Origin of the sequence: Streptomyces sp. NPDC048142 (assembly GCF_043202835.1) — a bacterium.
In the GTDB taxonomy this organism is placed as follows: domain Bacteria; phylum Actinomycetota; class Actinomycetes; order Streptomycetales; family Streptomycetaceae; genus Streptomyces.
This window is the reverse complement of the sequence record NZ_JBIDBC010000014.1, coordinates 183,781-199,048: the sequence shown is the minus strand read 5'-3', so window position 1 is coordinate 199,048 and position 15,268 is coordinate 183,781. Positions and strand designations below refer to the sequence as shown.

The 15,268-nt window shown below is 72.2% G+C and carries 12 protein-coding genes and 2 pseudogenes; 5 read left to right on the top strand and 9 right to left on the bottom strand.

What is annotated here, in order from left to right; translation table 11 throughout:
* The first annotated feature begins 160 nt into the window (after nucleotides 1–160).
* The 3 genes and pseudogenes from ACGF2Y_RS19945 (at nucleotide 161) to ACGF2Y_RS19935 (ending at nucleotide 2,627) form a co-directional block, all read left to right on the top strand.
* Complete coding sequence (locus tag ACGF2Y_RS19945; RefSeq protein ID WP_392949019.1) at nucleotides 161–352, top strand: hypothetical protein; 192 nt, start codon at nucleotides 161–163, stop codon at nucleotides 350–352.
* Nucleotides 353–441: 89 nt separating this feature from the next.
* Nucleotides 442–583 (top strand): annotated as a pseudogene (locus ACGF2Y_RS19940) (TetR/AcrR family transcriptional regulator); the annotation flags it as partial.
* A gap of 4 nt (nucleotides 584–587) precedes the next feature.
* Nucleotides 588–2,627 (top strand): annotated as a pseudogene (locus ACGF2Y_RS19935) (thioredoxin domain-containing protein).
* Nucleotides 2,628–2,700: 73 nt separating this feature from the next.
* On the opposite strand, the gene ACGF2Y_RS19930 reads toward ACGF2Y_RS19935, so the two are convergent.
* Nucleotides 2,701–3,393 (bottom strand): hemolysin III family protein, encoded by a 693-nt coding sequence (locus ACGF2Y_RS19930; RefSeq protein WP_392949016.1) that lies wholly within the window; start codon nucleotides 3,391–3,393, stop codon nucleotides 2,701–2,703.
* A gap of 223 nt (nucleotides 3,394–3,616) precedes the next feature.
* Here ACGF2Y_RS19930 and ACGF2Y_RS19925 point away from each other — a divergent pair, with 223 nt between their 5' ends.
* On the top strand, nucleotides 3,617–5,476 hold the full coding sequence (locus ACGF2Y_RS19925) for a phosphoenolpyruvate carboxykinase (GTP) (RefSeq protein WP_392949013.1): 1,860 nt from the start codon (nucleotides 3,617–3,619) through the stop codon (nucleotides 5,474–5,476).
* Between the two features lie 160 nt (nucleotides 5,477–5,636).
* Here ACGF2Y_RS19925 and ACGF2Y_RS19920 read toward each other — a convergent pair whose 3' ends face one another.
* The 7 genes from ACGF2Y_RS19920 to ACGF2Y_RS19890 all read right to left on the bottom strand — a co-directional run bounded on the left by ACGF2Y_RS19920 (nucleotide 5,637) and on the right by ACGF2Y_RS19890 (nucleotide 13,710).
* Nucleotides 5,637–6,269: a hypothetical protein gene (locus ACGF2Y_RS19920; RefSeq protein ID WP_392949040.1), complete on the bottom strand. Its 633-nt coding sequence runs from the start codon at nucleotides 6,267–6,269 to the stop codon at nucleotides 5,637–5,639.
* 79 nt (nucleotides 6,270–6,348) lie between these two features.
* Nucleotides 6,349–8,016: a substrate-binding domain-containing protein gene (locus ACGF2Y_RS19915; protein WP_392949011.1), complete on the bottom strand. Its 1,668-nt coding sequence runs from the start codon at nucleotides 8,014–8,016 to the stop codon at nucleotides 6,349–6,351.
* Entirely contained in the window at nucleotides 8,013–9,293 is a 1,281-nt protein-coding gene (locus ACGF2Y_RS19910; RefSeq protein WP_392949009.1) for a toxic anion resistance protein, read from the bottom strand. The genes ACGF2Y_RS19915 and ACGF2Y_RS19910 overlap by 4 nt, the downstream gene beginning before the upstream one ends.
* A gap of 91 nt (nucleotides 9,294–9,384) precedes the next feature.
* Complete coding sequence (locus tag ACGF2Y_RS19905; protein ID WP_392949037.1) at nucleotides 9,385–10,473, bottom strand: hypothetical protein; 1,089 nt, start codon at nucleotides 10,471–10,473, stop codon at nucleotides 9,385–9,387.
* A gap of 215 nt (nucleotides 10,474–10,688) precedes the next feature.
* Nucleotides 10,689–11,096, bottom strand: a complete 408-nt coding sequence (locus ACGF2Y_RS19900; RefSeq protein ID WP_392949006.1) for a hypothetical protein — start codon at nucleotides 11,094–11,096, stop codon at nucleotides 10,689–10,691.
* 167 nt (nucleotides 11,097–11,263) lie between these two features.
* Nucleotides 11,264–12,475, bottom strand: a complete 1,212-nt coding sequence (locus ACGF2Y_RS19895; protein ID WP_392949004.1) for a pyridoxal phosphate-dependent aminotransferase — start codon at nucleotides 12,473–12,475, stop codon at nucleotides 11,264–11,266.
* Between the two features lie 422 nt (nucleotides 12,476–12,897).
* Nucleotides 12,898–13,710, bottom strand: coding sequence for an arylamine N-acetyltransferase (locus ACGF2Y_RS19890; protein ID WP_392949003.1), 813 nt, complete (start codon nucleotides 13,708–13,710; stop codon nucleotides 12,898–12,900).
* Nucleotides 13,711–13,932: 222 nt separating this feature from the next.
* Here ACGF2Y_RS19890 and ACGF2Y_RS19885 point away from each other — a divergent pair, with 222 nt between their 5' ends.
* Nucleotides 13,933–14,262: a hypothetical protein gene (locus ACGF2Y_RS19885; protein ID WP_392949000.1), complete on the top strand. Its 330-nt coding sequence runs from the start codon at nucleotides 13,933–13,935 to the stop codon at nucleotides 14,260–14,262.
* Nucleotides 14,263–14,368: 106 nt separating this feature from the next.
* Here the strand turns inward: ACGF2Y_RS19885 and ACGF2Y_RS19880 are convergent, their stop codons facing one another.
* Entirely contained in the window at nucleotides 14,369–15,187 is an 819-nt protein-coding gene (locus tag ACGF2Y_RS19880; protein WP_392948997.1) for an NAD(P)-dependent oxidoreductase, read from the bottom strand.
* Nucleotides 15,188–15,268 lie beyond the last annotated feature (81 nt).

The window sequence follows — 15,268 nt, the reverse complement described above, 5'->3', positions numbered from 1 at the left end:
CTGCCGCCTGGTCCATACCGGCGGACGGCCCGGCTTCTTGCCCCGGGGCAACAACGGCTTCAGGCGAGCCCACTGCGTATCCGTCAGATCTCCACGTGCCACAACACAAGATCATCCCACCTCAAGATCCACTTCCGATACACGCCCTAGCGCCAAGGGGTTGGGCTTCGACGTCGTCGTGGTCCCGGACACGCACGTGGACTCCGCTACCGACCCCACCTCCGCCTCGCTGCGCATGGCCTACTACGTCTTCGCCACCCGGGCGCGGCACGAACTGCACCTCGGGTACGAGGGTGCCGGCGAGCCTCCCCTGCTCGCAGGGATCCCGCGCGGGGGCCTCGTCCGGGGGTGAGGTGAAGACCAGGCAGGACGGCCAGGAGAGTCGGCACGGACCGCTGCGCGGACCTGCGGTTCCCCTTGCGCCGGACGCGAGGAGGAACTATGGCCCGGATACCGTCGGCCGAACGACGCAGACAGCTGGTTGAGGCGGCGATCAAGGCATGACCAAGGACAGCGTCGCCCGGACCACCCCCGGTCGATCGGTGCCGAGGCGGGGATCTCGCTCTGGATCGTGCAACGATGTCGGTATGAATCGACTGGCTAACGAGCAGTCGCCCTACCTACTCCAGCACGCCTCCAATCCGGTGGATTGGTGGCCATGGGGAGAGGAGGCGATGGAAGAAGCTAAGCGGCGGGACGTGCCCATCCTCTTGAGTGTGGGCTATGCGTCCTGTCACTTATAGCTTCTACTAATTTACTGGTGCCATGTGATGGCGCACGAATCGTTCGAGGACGAGACCGTGGCCGCCTACCTCAACGCGCACTTCGTGCCGGTCAAGGTCGACCGCGAGGAGCGCCCCGACGTCGACGCCGTCTACATGGAGGCCGTCCAGGCGGCCACCGGGCACGGCGGGTGGCCGATGACCGTCTTCCTCACGCCGGACGCCGAACCCTTCTACTTCGGGACCTACTTCCCGCCCGAGGCCCGGCACGGCTCGCCGTCCTTCCAGCAGGTGCTGGAGGGGGTGGCGGCCGCCTGGACCGACCGGCGCGAGGAGGTCGCCGAGGTCGCCGGGCGCATCGTCGCCGACCTCGCGGGCCGCACACTGGCCCACGGTGGTGACGGAGTGCCCGGGGAACAGGAGACCGCGCAGGCGCTGCTCGGGCTGACCCGGGAGTACGACGAGCAGCGCGGCGGGTTCGGGGGCGCGCCCAAGTTCCCGCCGTCCATGGCGATCGAGTTCCTGTTGCGGCACTACGCCCGTACGGGGTCCGAGGGGGCGCTTCAGATGGCCGCCGACACCTGCTCGGCGATGGCCCGGGGCGGGATCTACGACCAGCTCGGCGGCGGCTTCGCGCGCTACTCCGTGGACCGGGAGTGGGTCGTGCCCCACTTCGAGAAGATGCTCTACGACAACGCCCTGCTGTGCCGCGTGTACGCCCATCTGTGGCGTACCACCGGTTCGGACGAGGCCCGCCGGATCGCCCTGGAGACCGCTGACTTCATGGTGCGGGAGCTGCGGACGGCCGAGGGCGGGTTCGCCTCCGCGCTGGATGCCGACAGTGAGGACGCGGACGGCCGGCATGTCGAGGGGGCGTTCTACGTGTGGACGCCCGCCCAGTTGCGTGAGGTGCTCGGCGAGGACGATGCCGCCTTCGCCGCCGAGTATTTCGGGGTGACCGAGGACGGGACCTTCGAGGAGGGGGCCTCGGTGCTCCGGCTGCCGGGGGACGCGGGGCCCGCGGACGCCGCGCGGGTCGCGGACGTACGGGCCCGGCTGCTGGCGGCCCGCGAGGAGCGGCCGCGCCCGGGGCGGGACGACAAGGTGGTCGCCGCCTGGAACGGGCTCGCCATCGCCGCGCTCGCCGAGACCGGCGCCTACTTCGACCGGCCCGACCTCGTGGAGCGGGCCACCGAGGCCGCCGATCTGCTGGTCCGCGTACACCTGGGCGAGGTGGCCCGGCTGACGCGTACCTCCAAGGACGGGCGCGCGGGCGACAACGCCGGGGTCCTGGAGGACTACGGCGATGTCGCCGAGGGCTTCCTCGCGCTGGCGGCCGTCACCGGCGAGGGCGCCTGGCTGGAGTTCGCCGGGTTCCTGCTGGACATCGTGCTGGAGCAGTTCACCGGCGAGGGCGGGCAGCTCTACGACACCGCGCACGACGCCGAGCAGCTGATCCGCCGGCCGCAGGACCCCACCGACAGCGCCACCCCGGCCGGCTGGACCGCGGCTGCCGGCGCGCTGCTCTCGTACGCCGCGTACACCGGCTCGGAGGCGCACCGTACGGCCGCCGAGGGCGCGCTCGGTGTGGTGAAGGCGCTGGGCCCGCGCGTCCCCCGGTTCGCCGGCTGGGGCCTCGCGGTGGCCGAGGCGCTGCTGGACGGGCCGCGTGAGGTGGCCGTGGCCGGGCCGGTCGGCGGGGAGCTGCACCGGACGGCGCTGCTGGGGCGGGCCCCGGGCGCGGTGGTCGCGGCCGGGGAAGGGCCGGGGGCGGGAGCCGAGTTCCCGCTGCTGATGGACCGGCCGCTGGTGGGCGGGGAGCCGACCGCGTACGTCTGCCGCCACTTCGTGTGCGACGCGCCGACGACGGACGCGGGGGAACTGGCGGCGAAGCTGGGCGGGTGAGAGTCGCCGGACGCAGAGGTGAGGGGCCGGTCGCCGCGTGCGACCGGCCCCTCACCCCGTGATCGTCCTGTGCTTATCCGTGCTGGTAGGCGACCAGCGAGATGCCCACGTAGTGCGCGATGAACGCCGCCAGCGTCAGCGAGTGGAAGACCTCGTGGAAGCCGAACCAGCGCGGCGACGGGTTCGGCTTCTTGATCCCGTAGATCACACCGCCGGCGCTGTACAGCAGCCCGCCGACCACGACGAGGACCAGGACGGCGATGCCGCCGGTCCGCATGAAGTCCGGCAGGAAGAAGACCGCCGCCCAGCCCATCGCGATGTAGCACGGGGTGTAGAGCCAGCGCGGAGCGCCGACCCAGAACACCCGGAAGGCGATGCCCGCCGCCGCGGCCGCCCAGACCGCCCACAGCAGGGGCCGGGCGGTGGACCCGGGGAGCAGGAGCAGGGTCAGCGGGGTGTAGGTGCCCGCGATGATCAGGAAGATGTTCGCGTGGTCCAGACGGCGGAGCACCGCCTCGCCGCGCGGTCCCCAGGTGCCGCGGTGGTAGACCGCGCTGACACCGAACAGCAGACAGGCGCTGAGGATGTAGACGCCGCAGGCGATCCGGCCCATCGTGCTGTCGGTCAGGGCGATGAGAGTGATCCCGGCGATCAGCACCGCGGGGAACATCCCGGCGTGCAGCCAGCCGCGCATCCGCGGTTTGACGGGGGCGGGGGAGGGGGCGACGGGGGCCGGGGTCGCGGCGCTAGCGGCGGCATCAGTCATATCCGCATGCTACCTACGCCACCGTAGGTAGCGGACGGGGGGCGCAAATGAGTGGTGATGCTCACGTGTGAGGCCCCCTGGACATATGGGCGGAACGGCCGGATGATCAAATGAGTGCAGTCGGCACCGGATGAGCGCCAGGGGAATTCGAAGGGTACGAAGCATCCGGGTCGCAGCCCCCACGGGGCCTCTCGACAACTGACACCCTCAACTAGGAGCGATCGTGGCGCGCGACATCGCGGCTCCCCTCACTGTCCCCACCCACCACCAGGAGCTGGTCTCCTGGGTCGACGAGATCGCAGCCATCACCCAGCCCGACCGGGTGGTCTGGTGCGACGGCTCCGAGGCCGAGTACGAGCGCCTGTGTGGGGAACTCGTCGCCAAGGGCACGTTCACCAAGCTGGACGAGACCAAGCGGCCGAACTCGTACTACGCCGCGTCCGACCCGAGCGATGTCGCCCGCGTCGAGGACCGTACGTTCATCTGCTCCAAGGAGGAGAAGGACGCGGGCCCCACGAACCACTGGAAGGACCCCGCCGAGATGCGGGCCATCTTTACCGGGGAAGAAGGAAACAGCTTCACGGGCCGGGACGGCGTCTTCCGCGGGTCCATGCGTGGTCGCACCATGTACGTCGTGCCCTTCTGCATGGGCCCCGTCGGCTCGCCGCTCTCCGCGATCGGCGTCGAGATCACCGACTCCGCGTACGTCGCCGTCTCCATGCGCACCATGACCCGTATGGGCCAGGCCGTCCTGGACGAGCTGGGCACCGACGGCTTCTTCGTGAAGGCCGTCCACACCCTGGGCGCTCCCCTGGAGGAGGGCCAGCAGGACGTCCCGTGGCCCTGCAACACCACCAAGTACATCTCGCACTTCCCCGAGGACCGCGAGATCTGGTCGTACGGCTCCGGCTACGGCGGCAACGCCCTGCTCGGCAAGAAGTGCTACGCGCTGCGCATCGCGTCCGTCATGGCCCGTGACGAGGGCTGGCTCGCCGAGCACATGCTCATCCTGAAGCTGACGCCGCCGAGCGGTGAGTCGCAGGACCCCAAGTACGTCGCCGCCGCGTTCCCCTCCGCCTGCGGCAAGACCAACCTCGCCATGCTGGAGCCCACGATCCCCGGCTGGACCGTGGAGACCATCGGCGACGACATCGCCTGGATGCGGTTCGGTGAGGACGGCCGCCTCTACGCGATCAACCCCGAGGCCGGTTTCTTCGGCGTCGCGCCCGGCACCGGCGAGCACACCAACGCCAACGCCATGAAGACCATGTGGGGCAACTCCGTCTTCACCAACGTCGCGCTCACCGACGACGGCGACGTCTGGTGGGAGGGCATGACCGAGGAGGCGCCCGCGCACCTCACGGACTGGAAGGGCAACGACTGGACCCCCGAGTCCGGCACGCCCGCCGCCCACCCCAACGCCCGCTTCACCGTCCCCGCCGGACAGTGCCCGATCATCGCGCCCGAGTGGGAGGACCCCAAGGGCGTGCCGATCTCCGCGATCCTCTTCGGCGGTCGCCGCGCCTCCGCCGTCCCGCTGGTCACCGAGTCCTTCGACTGGCAGCACGGCGTCTTCCTCGGCGCCAACGTCGCCTCCGAGAAGACCGCCGCCGCCGAGGGCAAGGTCGGCGAGCTGCGCCGCGACCCGTTCGCCATGCTGCCGTTCTGCGGCTACAACATGGGCGACTACATGAATCACTGGGTGAAGGTCGGCGCCGACAAGCCCGACCAGTCGAAGCTGCCGAAGATCTACTACGTGAACTGGTTCCGCAAGAACGAGGCGGGCAAGTTCGTCTGGCCCGGCTTCGGCGAGAACAGCCGCGTGCTCAAGTGGATCGTGGAGCGCCTGGAGGGCAAGGCCGAGGGCGTCGAGACCCCGATCGGCATCCTGCCCGCCAAGGGCGCGCTGGACACCGAGGGCCTGGACCTCTCCGAGGCCGACCTCGACTTCCTGCTCACCGTCGACAAGAAGGTCTGGCGCGAGGAGGCCGCCCTGGTCCCCGAGCACCTCAACACCTTCGGCGACCACACGCCCAAGGAGCTGTGGGACGAGTACCACGCGCTCGTCGCGCGCCTGGGCTGATCCCGGTACGCCTCCAGAACCCCGCGGCCGGGTCCATCGGACATCCGCCCTGACCTGTGGGGCCGACGCGGCCCGCCGCGGTATCGGGGCCTGTCAGCGCCGACAGCCCCCGGAGGTGTTGTCCCCGACCGAGGACACCCTCCCGGCCCCCGGAACCCCCTCACGGTTCCGGGGGCCGCCCGACCGGCGGAACGCCCCCGCCCCGGTCCTCCAGATACTTCGTGTGCGACCGCTGGCGCAGCTCCTCCGTCTCACGCAACCCGTCCACCAGCGCCTGCGCCTCCGCGTGCAGCAGCGTCAGCTGCCGCTCCAGCTCCTCCTCCGGAGCCCGCGCCCCCGGCGCGAGCCGCGTCCACCACCGGGCCCGTAGATACGTGTCGACGCACTCCGGAACGTCCCGGCGCACCGCCCGCACCACCCCGTGCACGCCCTCCGGGTCCTCCGCCAGCGCCTCGGAGACCCAGCCGGGAGCCAGCAGTCCGTCCAGCAGGCCGGTCAGCGCGGCGAGCCGCTCCGCCGCGCCGGTCGGCAGATCCACCCGGTCCAGGTACGCCCGCAGGGTCACGAGGTCGGCCCGCAGCTCGTCCAGCCGGGACGACGGCTCCTCGAACGCCGGGGCGGGCGGCCGGCGCGGCGGGGCGAGCAGGGCGCCCGCCCCGTACAGCCCGCCGACCACCACCGGCCAGTACGGGCCCGCGAACCCGGCGAAGGTGAGGGCCAGCCCGCCGAGGGCCGCGGCGCTGCCGGTCAGATTCCGGGCCGACTCCAGATACCCGAGGACCCGGACGGCCACCGTCCGCCCACCGGCGGCCACGGATCTCCTCGCCGCCGGGTCCCTGCCGGCAGCCGCGGATCTCCTCCCCGCCGGATCCCTACTGGTAGCCACGGATCTCCTCGAACGCCCCGTCCAGCGAGTTCGGGCCCTCCTCCTTCGTCCCGTCGAAGAGCCGGCCGCCGGTCAGCTCGGCGATCGAGTCCAGCTCCGGGCGGTCGGAGTCGCCGAACACGATTCCGAACACCGGGGTGACCTGCCGGGCGGCGGGCAGTGCCCGGTAGAACGCCGCGAACTCCGCCGCCGACCGGCCCGCCGTGTTCTCGCCGTCCGTCATCAGCACGATGGAGGTGAACGCGGACTCGGTGTCCGGGCCGAGGTGGTCGTAGGCCGCGGCCAGCGACGAGTAGATCGCCGTGTCCCCCTCGGCCGTCAGCGCCGCCGCGTCCGCCCGGATCGCCGCCGGAGCCGCCTTCGGGTCCGCCGGATCGACGGTGTGCGTGCGGACCTGTTTGACGGTGGACCCGAACGGCAGCAGCGTGACCTGTTCGCGCTCCCGGAAGTCCCCGGTCAGCCCGTTCAGCGCGGACTTCAGCTGCGCCAGCCGCCTGCCCTTCATCGACCCTGAGGTGTCCAGTACGTACACGGTCCGCGAGGGACGCCTCAGCCGGTGCTCGTACGAGGACAGCAGCCCGTCCGCGACCGACCGCGTACCGGGGAAGGGCAGTTCGCGGCGCTGCTCGGGCGAGAGCGGATCGGCGGGGCGCGCGGCGGCGACGACCGGGCGGCGCAGCGTCCGTGCGGTGATCTCCCGCTGCACCTCGGTGGACCGGAAGTGCTCGGCCAGGTTCTGTACGGCGTCCCGGGCGTCCGGGGTGGCCGCGGCGAGCGCGCTCAGCGGGTAGTCGGCGGTCACCACCCCGTCGCGGGGGCGGATCACGGTCAGCCCGGCGTCGCTGTCCCGGTTCAGCGACAGCAGCACCGACTCGTAGTTGATCAGCGCGTCCACGCCCGAGCGCCGGGCGTACGCGGAGGCCAGCCAGCCGGAGGAGCCCGAGGTGAGGCGCTGGCCCGCGAAGAACTCCTTCAGCTTCGGCCCGGCCTTGCGGACGTCGGCGTCGGTGAGCGCCGCCTGTGCGCCGGAGAGCCCGGACGCCACCGAGATCAGCGCGGAGAAACCGGAGTTGGAGCGGCCGGGGTCGGTCATCCCGTACGTCAGTTTCCCGGCCGCGACCGCCCGGTGGACCTGCGCCCAGCTGACCGCCCCGGGATCCCAGCCCAGCCGCCGCACCGTCGCGGACCGCACCCCGAGGGCGACCGGGGAGGCCATCAGCGGGGTCTCGGAGGCGATCTTGCGGGCGGCCTCCGGGTCCAGGCGCAGATAGTCGTTGGACGACAGCCACACCGCGTCGAACGCCCCGTCCGCCTTCCCGGACGCCAGGCGTTCGACGGCGTCCAGCGTGCCCGTCCACGTGGGCCGCACGGTGATCCCGGTCGCCTCGCGCGCCTTCTCCAACAGGGGTTCCATGTCGCTGAGTTCACTGGAGGCCAGGACCCGGAGCGTTCCCGCGCGGGCCCGCCAGTCGTCGCCGCCGTCCCGGCCGGTGTCCCGCCCGGCGTCCTGGTCCGTCGTGCAGGCGGCGAGCGGGACGAGCAGGGCCGCGGCCAGCAGGAGGAGGAGCGCACGCCGGAGGCGGCGGCCGGGCGTGCGGGTGTCGGCGAGGGCGGCTCGGGCCAGGGGGCCCTTTCCGGGGCGGCGGTCGCTCATGAGCGGCCCCCGTCCAGCGACGCGTCCGCCGTGCGACTGCGGTCCAACCGGGCCCCGGCATCCTGGAGTTCGGCGGTCAGCGACTCCACGGTGGCCGCCATGGTCTCGGTCGCCCGCGCCTTGTACGTGTCGATGGCGTCGAGCGTCGCGTAGATCTGCCCGAACGCGGTGCGCAGCGTCTCGACGCCGACCGCCGGTTCGGCCGCCATGCGCTGGATCTCCCCGCTCTGGGTGGCGAGCATCTCCGCGTTCCCCCGGATCAGGTCCTCGGTGGTCGAGCGCAGCACCTGCACCTGCTCGGTCACCCGGCGCTGGTTCTCCAGGGCGGAGGACAGCATCACCGCGATCCGCAGGGCGGACACGGTGGTGGTGGCCGCCCGGTCGACGCCCTTGATCAGCTCCTCGTTGTTGCGGCGTACGACGTCCATCGCCAGGTATCCCTGGGCGCAGACGGCGATCTGGGTCAGCAGATCCTGGTGCTTCTGCCGTACGGGGAACAGGACGTCGGCCCGCAGCGCGTCCGCCCGCACCGGATCGCCCGCGGCCGCGGCCTCCTCGATGCGCCGCTCCACGACGCCGTCGAGGGCCTCGGTGAGCACCGCGTACTCCTGGAGCTTGCCCATGGAGTCCCACAGGCGGGTGCGCTCGGTGTGCAACGCGGCGTTGTCGCGCCGCAGTTCGTCCTGGCCGCTGCGCAGCGAGCGCACGATCCGGTCGAGGGTGCCCCTGGCGGAGGCGTACTTCGCGACGTGGTCGCGCAGCCGCCGCCCGCCCGGCAGTCGGGACAGCAGCCGGCGGGCCCCGCGCGCCGGGGCGTCGCGCGGATCGAGGTCCTCCACCGTGCGGCGCAGCTCGACCAGCGAGGACCCCACGCGGGCCGGGGCGTCGCCCTCGCCGGACGCGAGCGAGCGGACGGTGCGGTCCAGCATCCGGTTGGACTGCTGGGCGGCGCTGCGGATGTCGCTCTGCCCGAGCGCGGCGATCTCGCCGACCCGGGCGCCGAATTCGGGGGAGCGGGCATCGAGTCCGGCGAGGCCCTCGACGTACTCCTCGGCCCGCCGGACCATCTCGGCCCGCACGGCGTCCCCGACCGGGACGAGCCCGGCGGCCTGCTCGGCGCGGACGGGGGCGACGGGCGCGGGCGGGGTGAGCACGAGTGGGGTGGTCGGCGGATCGAACGGCCGCCGAGGGTCCTGGGGCCCGGCGTCCTGGTGTCCGGCGTCCTGGTTTCCGATGTTCCGAGGCCCGGCGTTCTGAGGTCCGGTGTCCTGGGGCATGGTGGCGGTCTCCTGTGCTGCGAGTGCGGGTCCGGGGCCGGAACGGTGGCCGGCCGCGCGGGGACAGGGCTGGGTGCGAGCCGGGGCGTCGTCAGCCGCGGGCCCGCCGTGCCATCGAGCGCAGCACCTCCGCGATGGGCACGGGCGCCTGGCGTACGCCGGCCAGCCGCTGGTCGATGTAGGCGGCGTGATCCGCGGTCGCGGCGCTGAACTCGGCCGCCGCGCCCTGGGGCCGGAACCCGTGCCGTACCGCCAGCTCCCGCAGCCCCGGGTCGGTGGACAGCAGTTCACCGAGTTCGCGGCCGTGGTCGGTCAGCGGTACGAGGGTGTGGTCGCTGGACACCGTGGTGTCCGGGTAGAGGACGACGAGGTCGCCGATCTCCTGTCGCTGACTGTTCATCAGGAGGGCGGCCACCTGCGACTCGTAGACCAGCACGAGCGGGTTGCCGACCCCGCTGATGAAGTCCCGGAACGGCGCGTCGCTGCTGCTCTGCTGGGCGCCCTGCACCTGTACGAGCTTGCGCATCAGCGGTGCGGTGCGGTGGACGGCCCTCTCGTCCGTCGCCACCCGGCCGCCGTCGGCGACGTACGAGGCGGCGGCGAGGTAGAGGGCGCCGGAGTTGGACGTGACGGGGTCGGTGCTCGTGATGAACACCGTCCCGCTCAACTCGGCATGTCCCGAAGCTCCCTTGAGCTGCTGCCAGGTCCGGTCGTCCTCGGCCGCCGCCAGGTAGGGGTCCATGAGCAGTGTGCCCTGCGTGGTGAACTTCGACCCGTCGTTCGTCCGCAGCCGAGCCAGCCCGTTGCCGGCGAGGACCTCGGCCGCGTTGCGGTGGGCCACCACGACGAGCGGTGAGTAGAACGGCCGCAGCGGGCCGCCCCGGGCCCCGGCTCCCCGGCGCAGCTCATCGGCCGGGGCCTTGGAGCTGGGGAAGGCGAAGTCGTAACCCTTCAGGGGCAGTCGGTCCATCGCCCAGGACCCGGAGGTCTCCGTCCGGACGGTGAATCCCTTGGCCGCGAGGGCTTTCACGGTGTCGGGGTCGGCGAAGAACTCGGCCTTCTCCGAACCGATCACCCCGCGTACGGTCTTCGCGGCCGTGCCGCTGTCCCCGCTGTCGCGGCCCAGGGCGACGGCCGCTGCCACACCGGCGATCAGCAGGACCGCCAGGACGATTCCCACGATGCGTCTCACCTGCGCAGCGTGCTCGCGGAAACCCACATTCCGGGCCGAGTTGGGTGGACAGCAGATGAAGGGCCCATCCCAGAACGCAACGGCCCGGCGGACGAGGGGGTGTCTGATAATTCCGCGTCGTCCGCCCGCGCGGGATTGTCGGACACCCCCTTGGGGCGGTGGCACCCGGTCCGCACGCCTTCGCGGCATGCGGACCGGGGCCGTCAGGGGGCGCCGACCAGCTGCCCGGAGGGGGCGGGTCCGGCGAAGGCGGCCAGGGCCGCGGTGTGGGCGTCCATCCGCTCGGCGGAGAGGATGGCGGCGGTGGTGTCGGCGCGGGACGCGGCCACCAGCAGGGCGCGGCCCGCGAGGGCGTGGGCGCGGCGGTGGAGGTCCGCGGGGGCGGCGTCGGTCAGCCCGGCGTGCCGGGCGGGCGGGGCCCCGCGCAGCCGGGCCACCTGCTCGGCGATCCGGTCGCCCGCCGCGCCGAGGCCCAGCTCGTCGGTGACCGCGAGAAGGGCGGCCAGGTGCCCGGCGAGCTGGATGTCCAGCTCCTCCTCACGGCTGCGGTGCGGAAAGTCCGCGTAGTCGGCCGGGGTGTGGACCGAGGGGCTGCGGATCGGCTCGTACATGGATGGCCTCCCGATGGTGCGTGGAACCATCCTACATTGGATTCAGTCTAAAGTTGTGCGCAGTCCGGGAGAGTGAGCGCCCTGGGGCTGTCCGTAACCGTCCGGGAACCCCAGGGCTGCCCGCGACCGTCGAGGAACCCCAGGGCTGTCCGTAGCCGTCCGGGACCCTACGGCTGTCCGTAACCGTGCAGGAAGGTGCCGATCCTGGTCACCGCGTCGGTCAGGTCCTCGACCGTCGGCAGCGTGACGATCCGGAAGTGATCGGGCTCGGGCCAGTTGAAGCCGGTGCCCTGCACGACCATGATCTTCTCGGCCCGCAGCAGGTCCAGCACCATCTGCCGGTCGTCCTTGATCTTGTAGACCTTGGGGTCGAGCCGGGGGAAGAGGTACAGCGCCCCCTTCGGCTTCACGCAGGTCACCCCGGGGATCGAGGTCAGCAGGTCGTACGCCACGTCCCGCTGCTCCAGGATCCGGCCGCCCGGCAGCACCAGGTCCTCGATCGACTGCCGCCCGCCGAGCGCGGTGGCCACCGCGTGCTGCGAGGGCATGTTGGCGCAGAGCCGCATGTTGGCGAGGATCGTCAGCCCCTCGATGTACGAGGTGGCGTGCGCCTTCGGGCCGCAGACGGCCATCCAGCCGGAGCGGTAACCGGCCACCCGGTAGTTCTTGGAGAGCCCGTTGAACGTCAGCACCATCAGGTCCGGGGCCAGTGAGGCCGTCGGGGTGTGCGTCGCGCCGTCGTAGAGGATCCGGTCGTAGATCTCGTCGGAGCAGACGACCAGATTGTGCCGCCGGGCGATCTCGGTGAGACCGCGGAGCATCTCGTCGTCGTACACCGCACCGGTCGGATTGTTCGGGTTGATGATCACCAGGGCCTTGGTGCGGTCGGTGATCTTCCGCTCGATGTCCGCGAGGTCGGGCATCCAGTCGGCCTGCTCGTCGCACCGGTAGTGCACGGCCGTCCCGCCCGCCAGCGAGACCGAGGCGGTCCACAGGGGATAGTCGGGAGCCGGTACGAGCACCTCGTCGCCGTCGTCCAGCAGCGCCTGCATCGACATCTGGATCAGCTCGGAGACGCCGTTGCCCAGGTAGATGTCCTCGACGTCGAGGTCGATCCCCTTGGTCTGGTAGTGCTGCATCACCGCACGGCGCGCGGACAGCAGGCCCTTCGCGTCGCCGTAGCCGTGCGCGCCCGCGACGTTGCGCAGGATGTCTTCGAGGATCTCCGGCGGGCACTCGAACCCGAACGCGGCGGGGTTGCCCGTGTTCAGCTTGAGGATGCGCTGACCGGCCGCCTCCAGCCGCATCGCCTCCTCCAGCACGGGACCCCGGATCTCGTAACAGACGTTGGAGAGCTTCGTGGACTGGATGACCTGCATGTCCGCGAGCTTACGGCGGCGTTTCGCGCGGTGCGCGGGGATTGCTTCCGGCGTACGTCCTGCGGGGCGCGTCCCGGCCGCACCTTGTCTTCCATCGCCATGCCGCCGCCGCCCCGGACCGTGGGATCTCCCGGTCGGGGCGGCGGCGCGGCTTGGAAAGGAGGTGTGGGCGGCCGGAGCGGGTGAGATGCGCCACGCGGGGGCCGTATGCCGGGACCTGTCCGGGCCGGCACGCCCGTTCCCGCAGACGGGCGCGGGGGCTCCTGTGCACGGGTGCGTCGGCTCCCGTACACGGGCGCGGGGGCTCCTGTGCACGGGTGCGTCGGCTCCCGTACACGGGCGCGGGGGCTCCTGTGTACGGGTGCGGGGCTCCCGTGCACTGGCGTACCGGCTTCCGTGTACGGGCGCACCGGTGGCGCGGCTCACTCCGGCAGCCGGGTGCCCTCCGGGAGCCGGATGCCGAAGTCGTCCGCCAGGACGCGCAGCGCCTCGTCGCCGTCCTTCAGCTGCCGATCCTGGATCGTTCCGTCGTCGGCCGTCTCCACCAGATCGAGCCCGGACAGGGAGAGGTGGGAGCCGATCAGGGTGCGCTGCGCGTACACCGCCTGCCGGAACGGTGAGCGCGGGTGCGTGGCGATGAACCAGTTGATCACCTCGTAGTCCGGCTTCTCGTACGGATCCAGCGTGAACACGTACTGCGGCTCCCACGACCCGCCCTGGTCGGTCTGGAGCTCCCACAGCGGCAGCGGACCGTGGTGCGGTGCGTGGATCAGACGGTGGTGGCGCGGCGCGTCGAACAGCTCGGCGCCCTCCACCAGCTCGATCGGCTCCAGCAGCGCCCCGGACGCCCCGAATCCGACGTCCACCAGATACGGGTGCGGCTCACCCGCCACGTCCACCCGCATCAGCATGTGCGTACGGGGCCGGATGTCGCCCGGCGCGGCGCCCAGCACCACCCGCGCCGTCAGCGGTGTCACGGAGAAGCCGAGCTGCCTCAGCACGGTGGAGAAGAGGGTGTTGTGCTCGTAGCAGTATCCGCCGCGCCCGCCGCGTACGAGCTTCGCCTCCAGGTCGTCGAGTGCCAGCGACGGCGCGGAGCCGAGAATGGCCTCCAGGTTCTCGAACGGGATACCGATCAGGTGCGCGCGGTGCAGGGACCGCAGCACCTCCAGCGTGGGGCGGGGCTCCCCGGTCCAGCCGATGCGGGTGAAGTAAGCGTCGAGATCGAGTGTCATACGCCGACCGTACGCAGCCGGGGCACGGGCCCGCCTCCGGCTGCGGACCGACATGTGCGGCCCGAGGGCCTCGGTCCCCGGACCGAGACCGGGGCCGGGGACCGGGCCACAGGCTCCAGCTCCGCGCACTGGTCGGGTGGGTGGTCGGGCGTAACCGGTCCGGTCGGCTCAGATCTTGCTCAAATCGGGTGAGATCGGGCCGACCCGGGGAACGGTGGGCCCATGAGCATGTTCCGAAAGCCCCAGCCCCTCGCCGTACTCGTCCTCCGCGACGCACCCGATGTCGTCGCCGGTCTCCGGCACGCGCTGGAGACCGCCACGGACGCCGAGCGCCCAGGCCTGGAGCGCGCTCTCGCCCTGGCCGAGGACTCCGCCGGGCGCCCGGACACGGAGCTGCGCGGCCGGTGGGTGCGGCAGCGGCTCGCCGCCGCCGGACACGAGGGGCCGGCGGACTCCGTGGCGGCCATCAAGATCCTGCGCCGGGCCGAACCCGGTCTGACGCTGCTCCAGGCGGTGACGTACGCGAAGGAGGCCGTGGCGGCGGAAGCCTGAGACGGGCGGGGCCGGACATCCGGGGCGGGGGGCCCGGACGCCTGGGCCGGGCGGGGCGTCCGGTGTGCGGCGCCGGACCGGCACATCCCGCCTGTCTGCCGGGCCGTCACATCCCGCTCACCGAGCCCGCCGACGCGATCAGCAGGGCCGTGTCGACGCCCTGCTCCTGGGCCGTACGGAGCAGCGTCGCGTCCCCCGCCTCCGCCACGGCCGGGCTGGTGGGGTCCTCGGCCACGGGCTCGCCCGCGTACGCCGCTGTCGCCGGGGCCATCGCCGTGAGCCAGTCGGCCAGCAGCGCGCCGAACTCCTTCTGGTCGATGCCCGCGTCCTCCACCAGCGCGGCCGCGTGCCGGGCCCCGGCGAACATGGCGGTCATCGCGCTGAGCAGCGCCACGTCGTGGAGTGCGGCGAAACCGGGGTCGGCGCCGACGTACCGGGTGGCGGCGGGCACGGCCAGCACCTCGTGGTGGGCGTCGAAGACGTCGCGGGAACCGCTGTAGAAGACATAGCCGCCGGCCTCCGGCACGCCGATCATCGGCGGGACGGCCATGATTCCGCCGTCCAGGAAGCGGGCGCCGCGTTCGTTCGCCCAGACCGCGCGGCTACGCGACTCGGCGGGGGTGGAGGTGGTGAGGTCGACCAGGTCCTTGCCCGTCAGGTCGGCGTCGGCCAGCGCCTTGCGGACCGAGACGTCGTCCAGGAGGCAGGTGACGACGAGCGGGCTCGCGGCCACCGCTTCGGCCGCCGTCGCGGCCACCCGCGCGCCGGCGGCGGCGAGTTCGGCGCTCCGGCCGGGGCTGCGGTTCCAGACGGTCAGAGGGTGCCCGGCGGCGAGCCAGGTAAGGGCGAGTGCGGTGCCCATCGCGCCGAGGCCGAGCAGGGTGAGAGGGGTGGGCGGTACGGAAGCAGAGGTGTTGTCAGGCATGCCGATTAGGCTGGTCGAAGACGCCGGGGGTAACAAGTACGCACAATGGAGTGGGTGGTTACCTCGCGGTCGGTGACCAGG

Bases quoted from the DNA above. Each gene is read 5' to 3' on its own strand.
- ACGF2Y_RS19930 (WP_392949016.1), bottom strand. From the start codon at position 3,393: ATGACTGATGCCGCCGCTAGCGCCGCGACCCCGGCCCCCGTCGCCCCC.
- ACGF2Y_RS19915 (WP_392949011.1), bottom strand. From the start codon at position 8,016: ATGAGCGACCGCCGCCCCGGAAAGGGCCCCCTGGCCCGAGCCGCCCTC.
- ACGF2Y_RS19910 (WP_392949009.1), bottom strand. From the start codon at position 9,293: ATGCCCCAGGACACCGGACCTCAGAACGCCGGGCCTCGGAACATCGGA.
- ACGF2Y_RS19900 (WP_392949006.1), bottom strand. From the start codon at position 11,096: ATGTACGAGCCGATCCGCAGCCCCTCGGTCCACACCCCGGCCGACTAC.
- ACGF2Y_RS19895 (WP_392949004.1), bottom strand. From the start codon at position 12,475: ATGCAGGTCATCCAGTCCACGAAGCTCTCCAACGTCTGTTACGAGATC.
- ACGF2Y_RS19890 (WP_392949003.1), bottom strand. From the start codon at position 13,710: ATGACACTCGATCTCGACGCTTACTTCACCCGCATCGGCTGGACCGGG.
- ACGF2Y_RS19885 (WP_392949000.1), top strand. From the start codon at position 13,933: ATGAGCATGTTCCGAAAGCCCCAGCCCCTCGCCGTACTCGTCCTCCGC.
- ACGF2Y_RS19880 (WP_392948997.1), bottom strand. From the start codon at position 15,187: ATGCCTGACAACACCTCTGCTTCCGTACCGCCCACCCCTCTCACCCTG.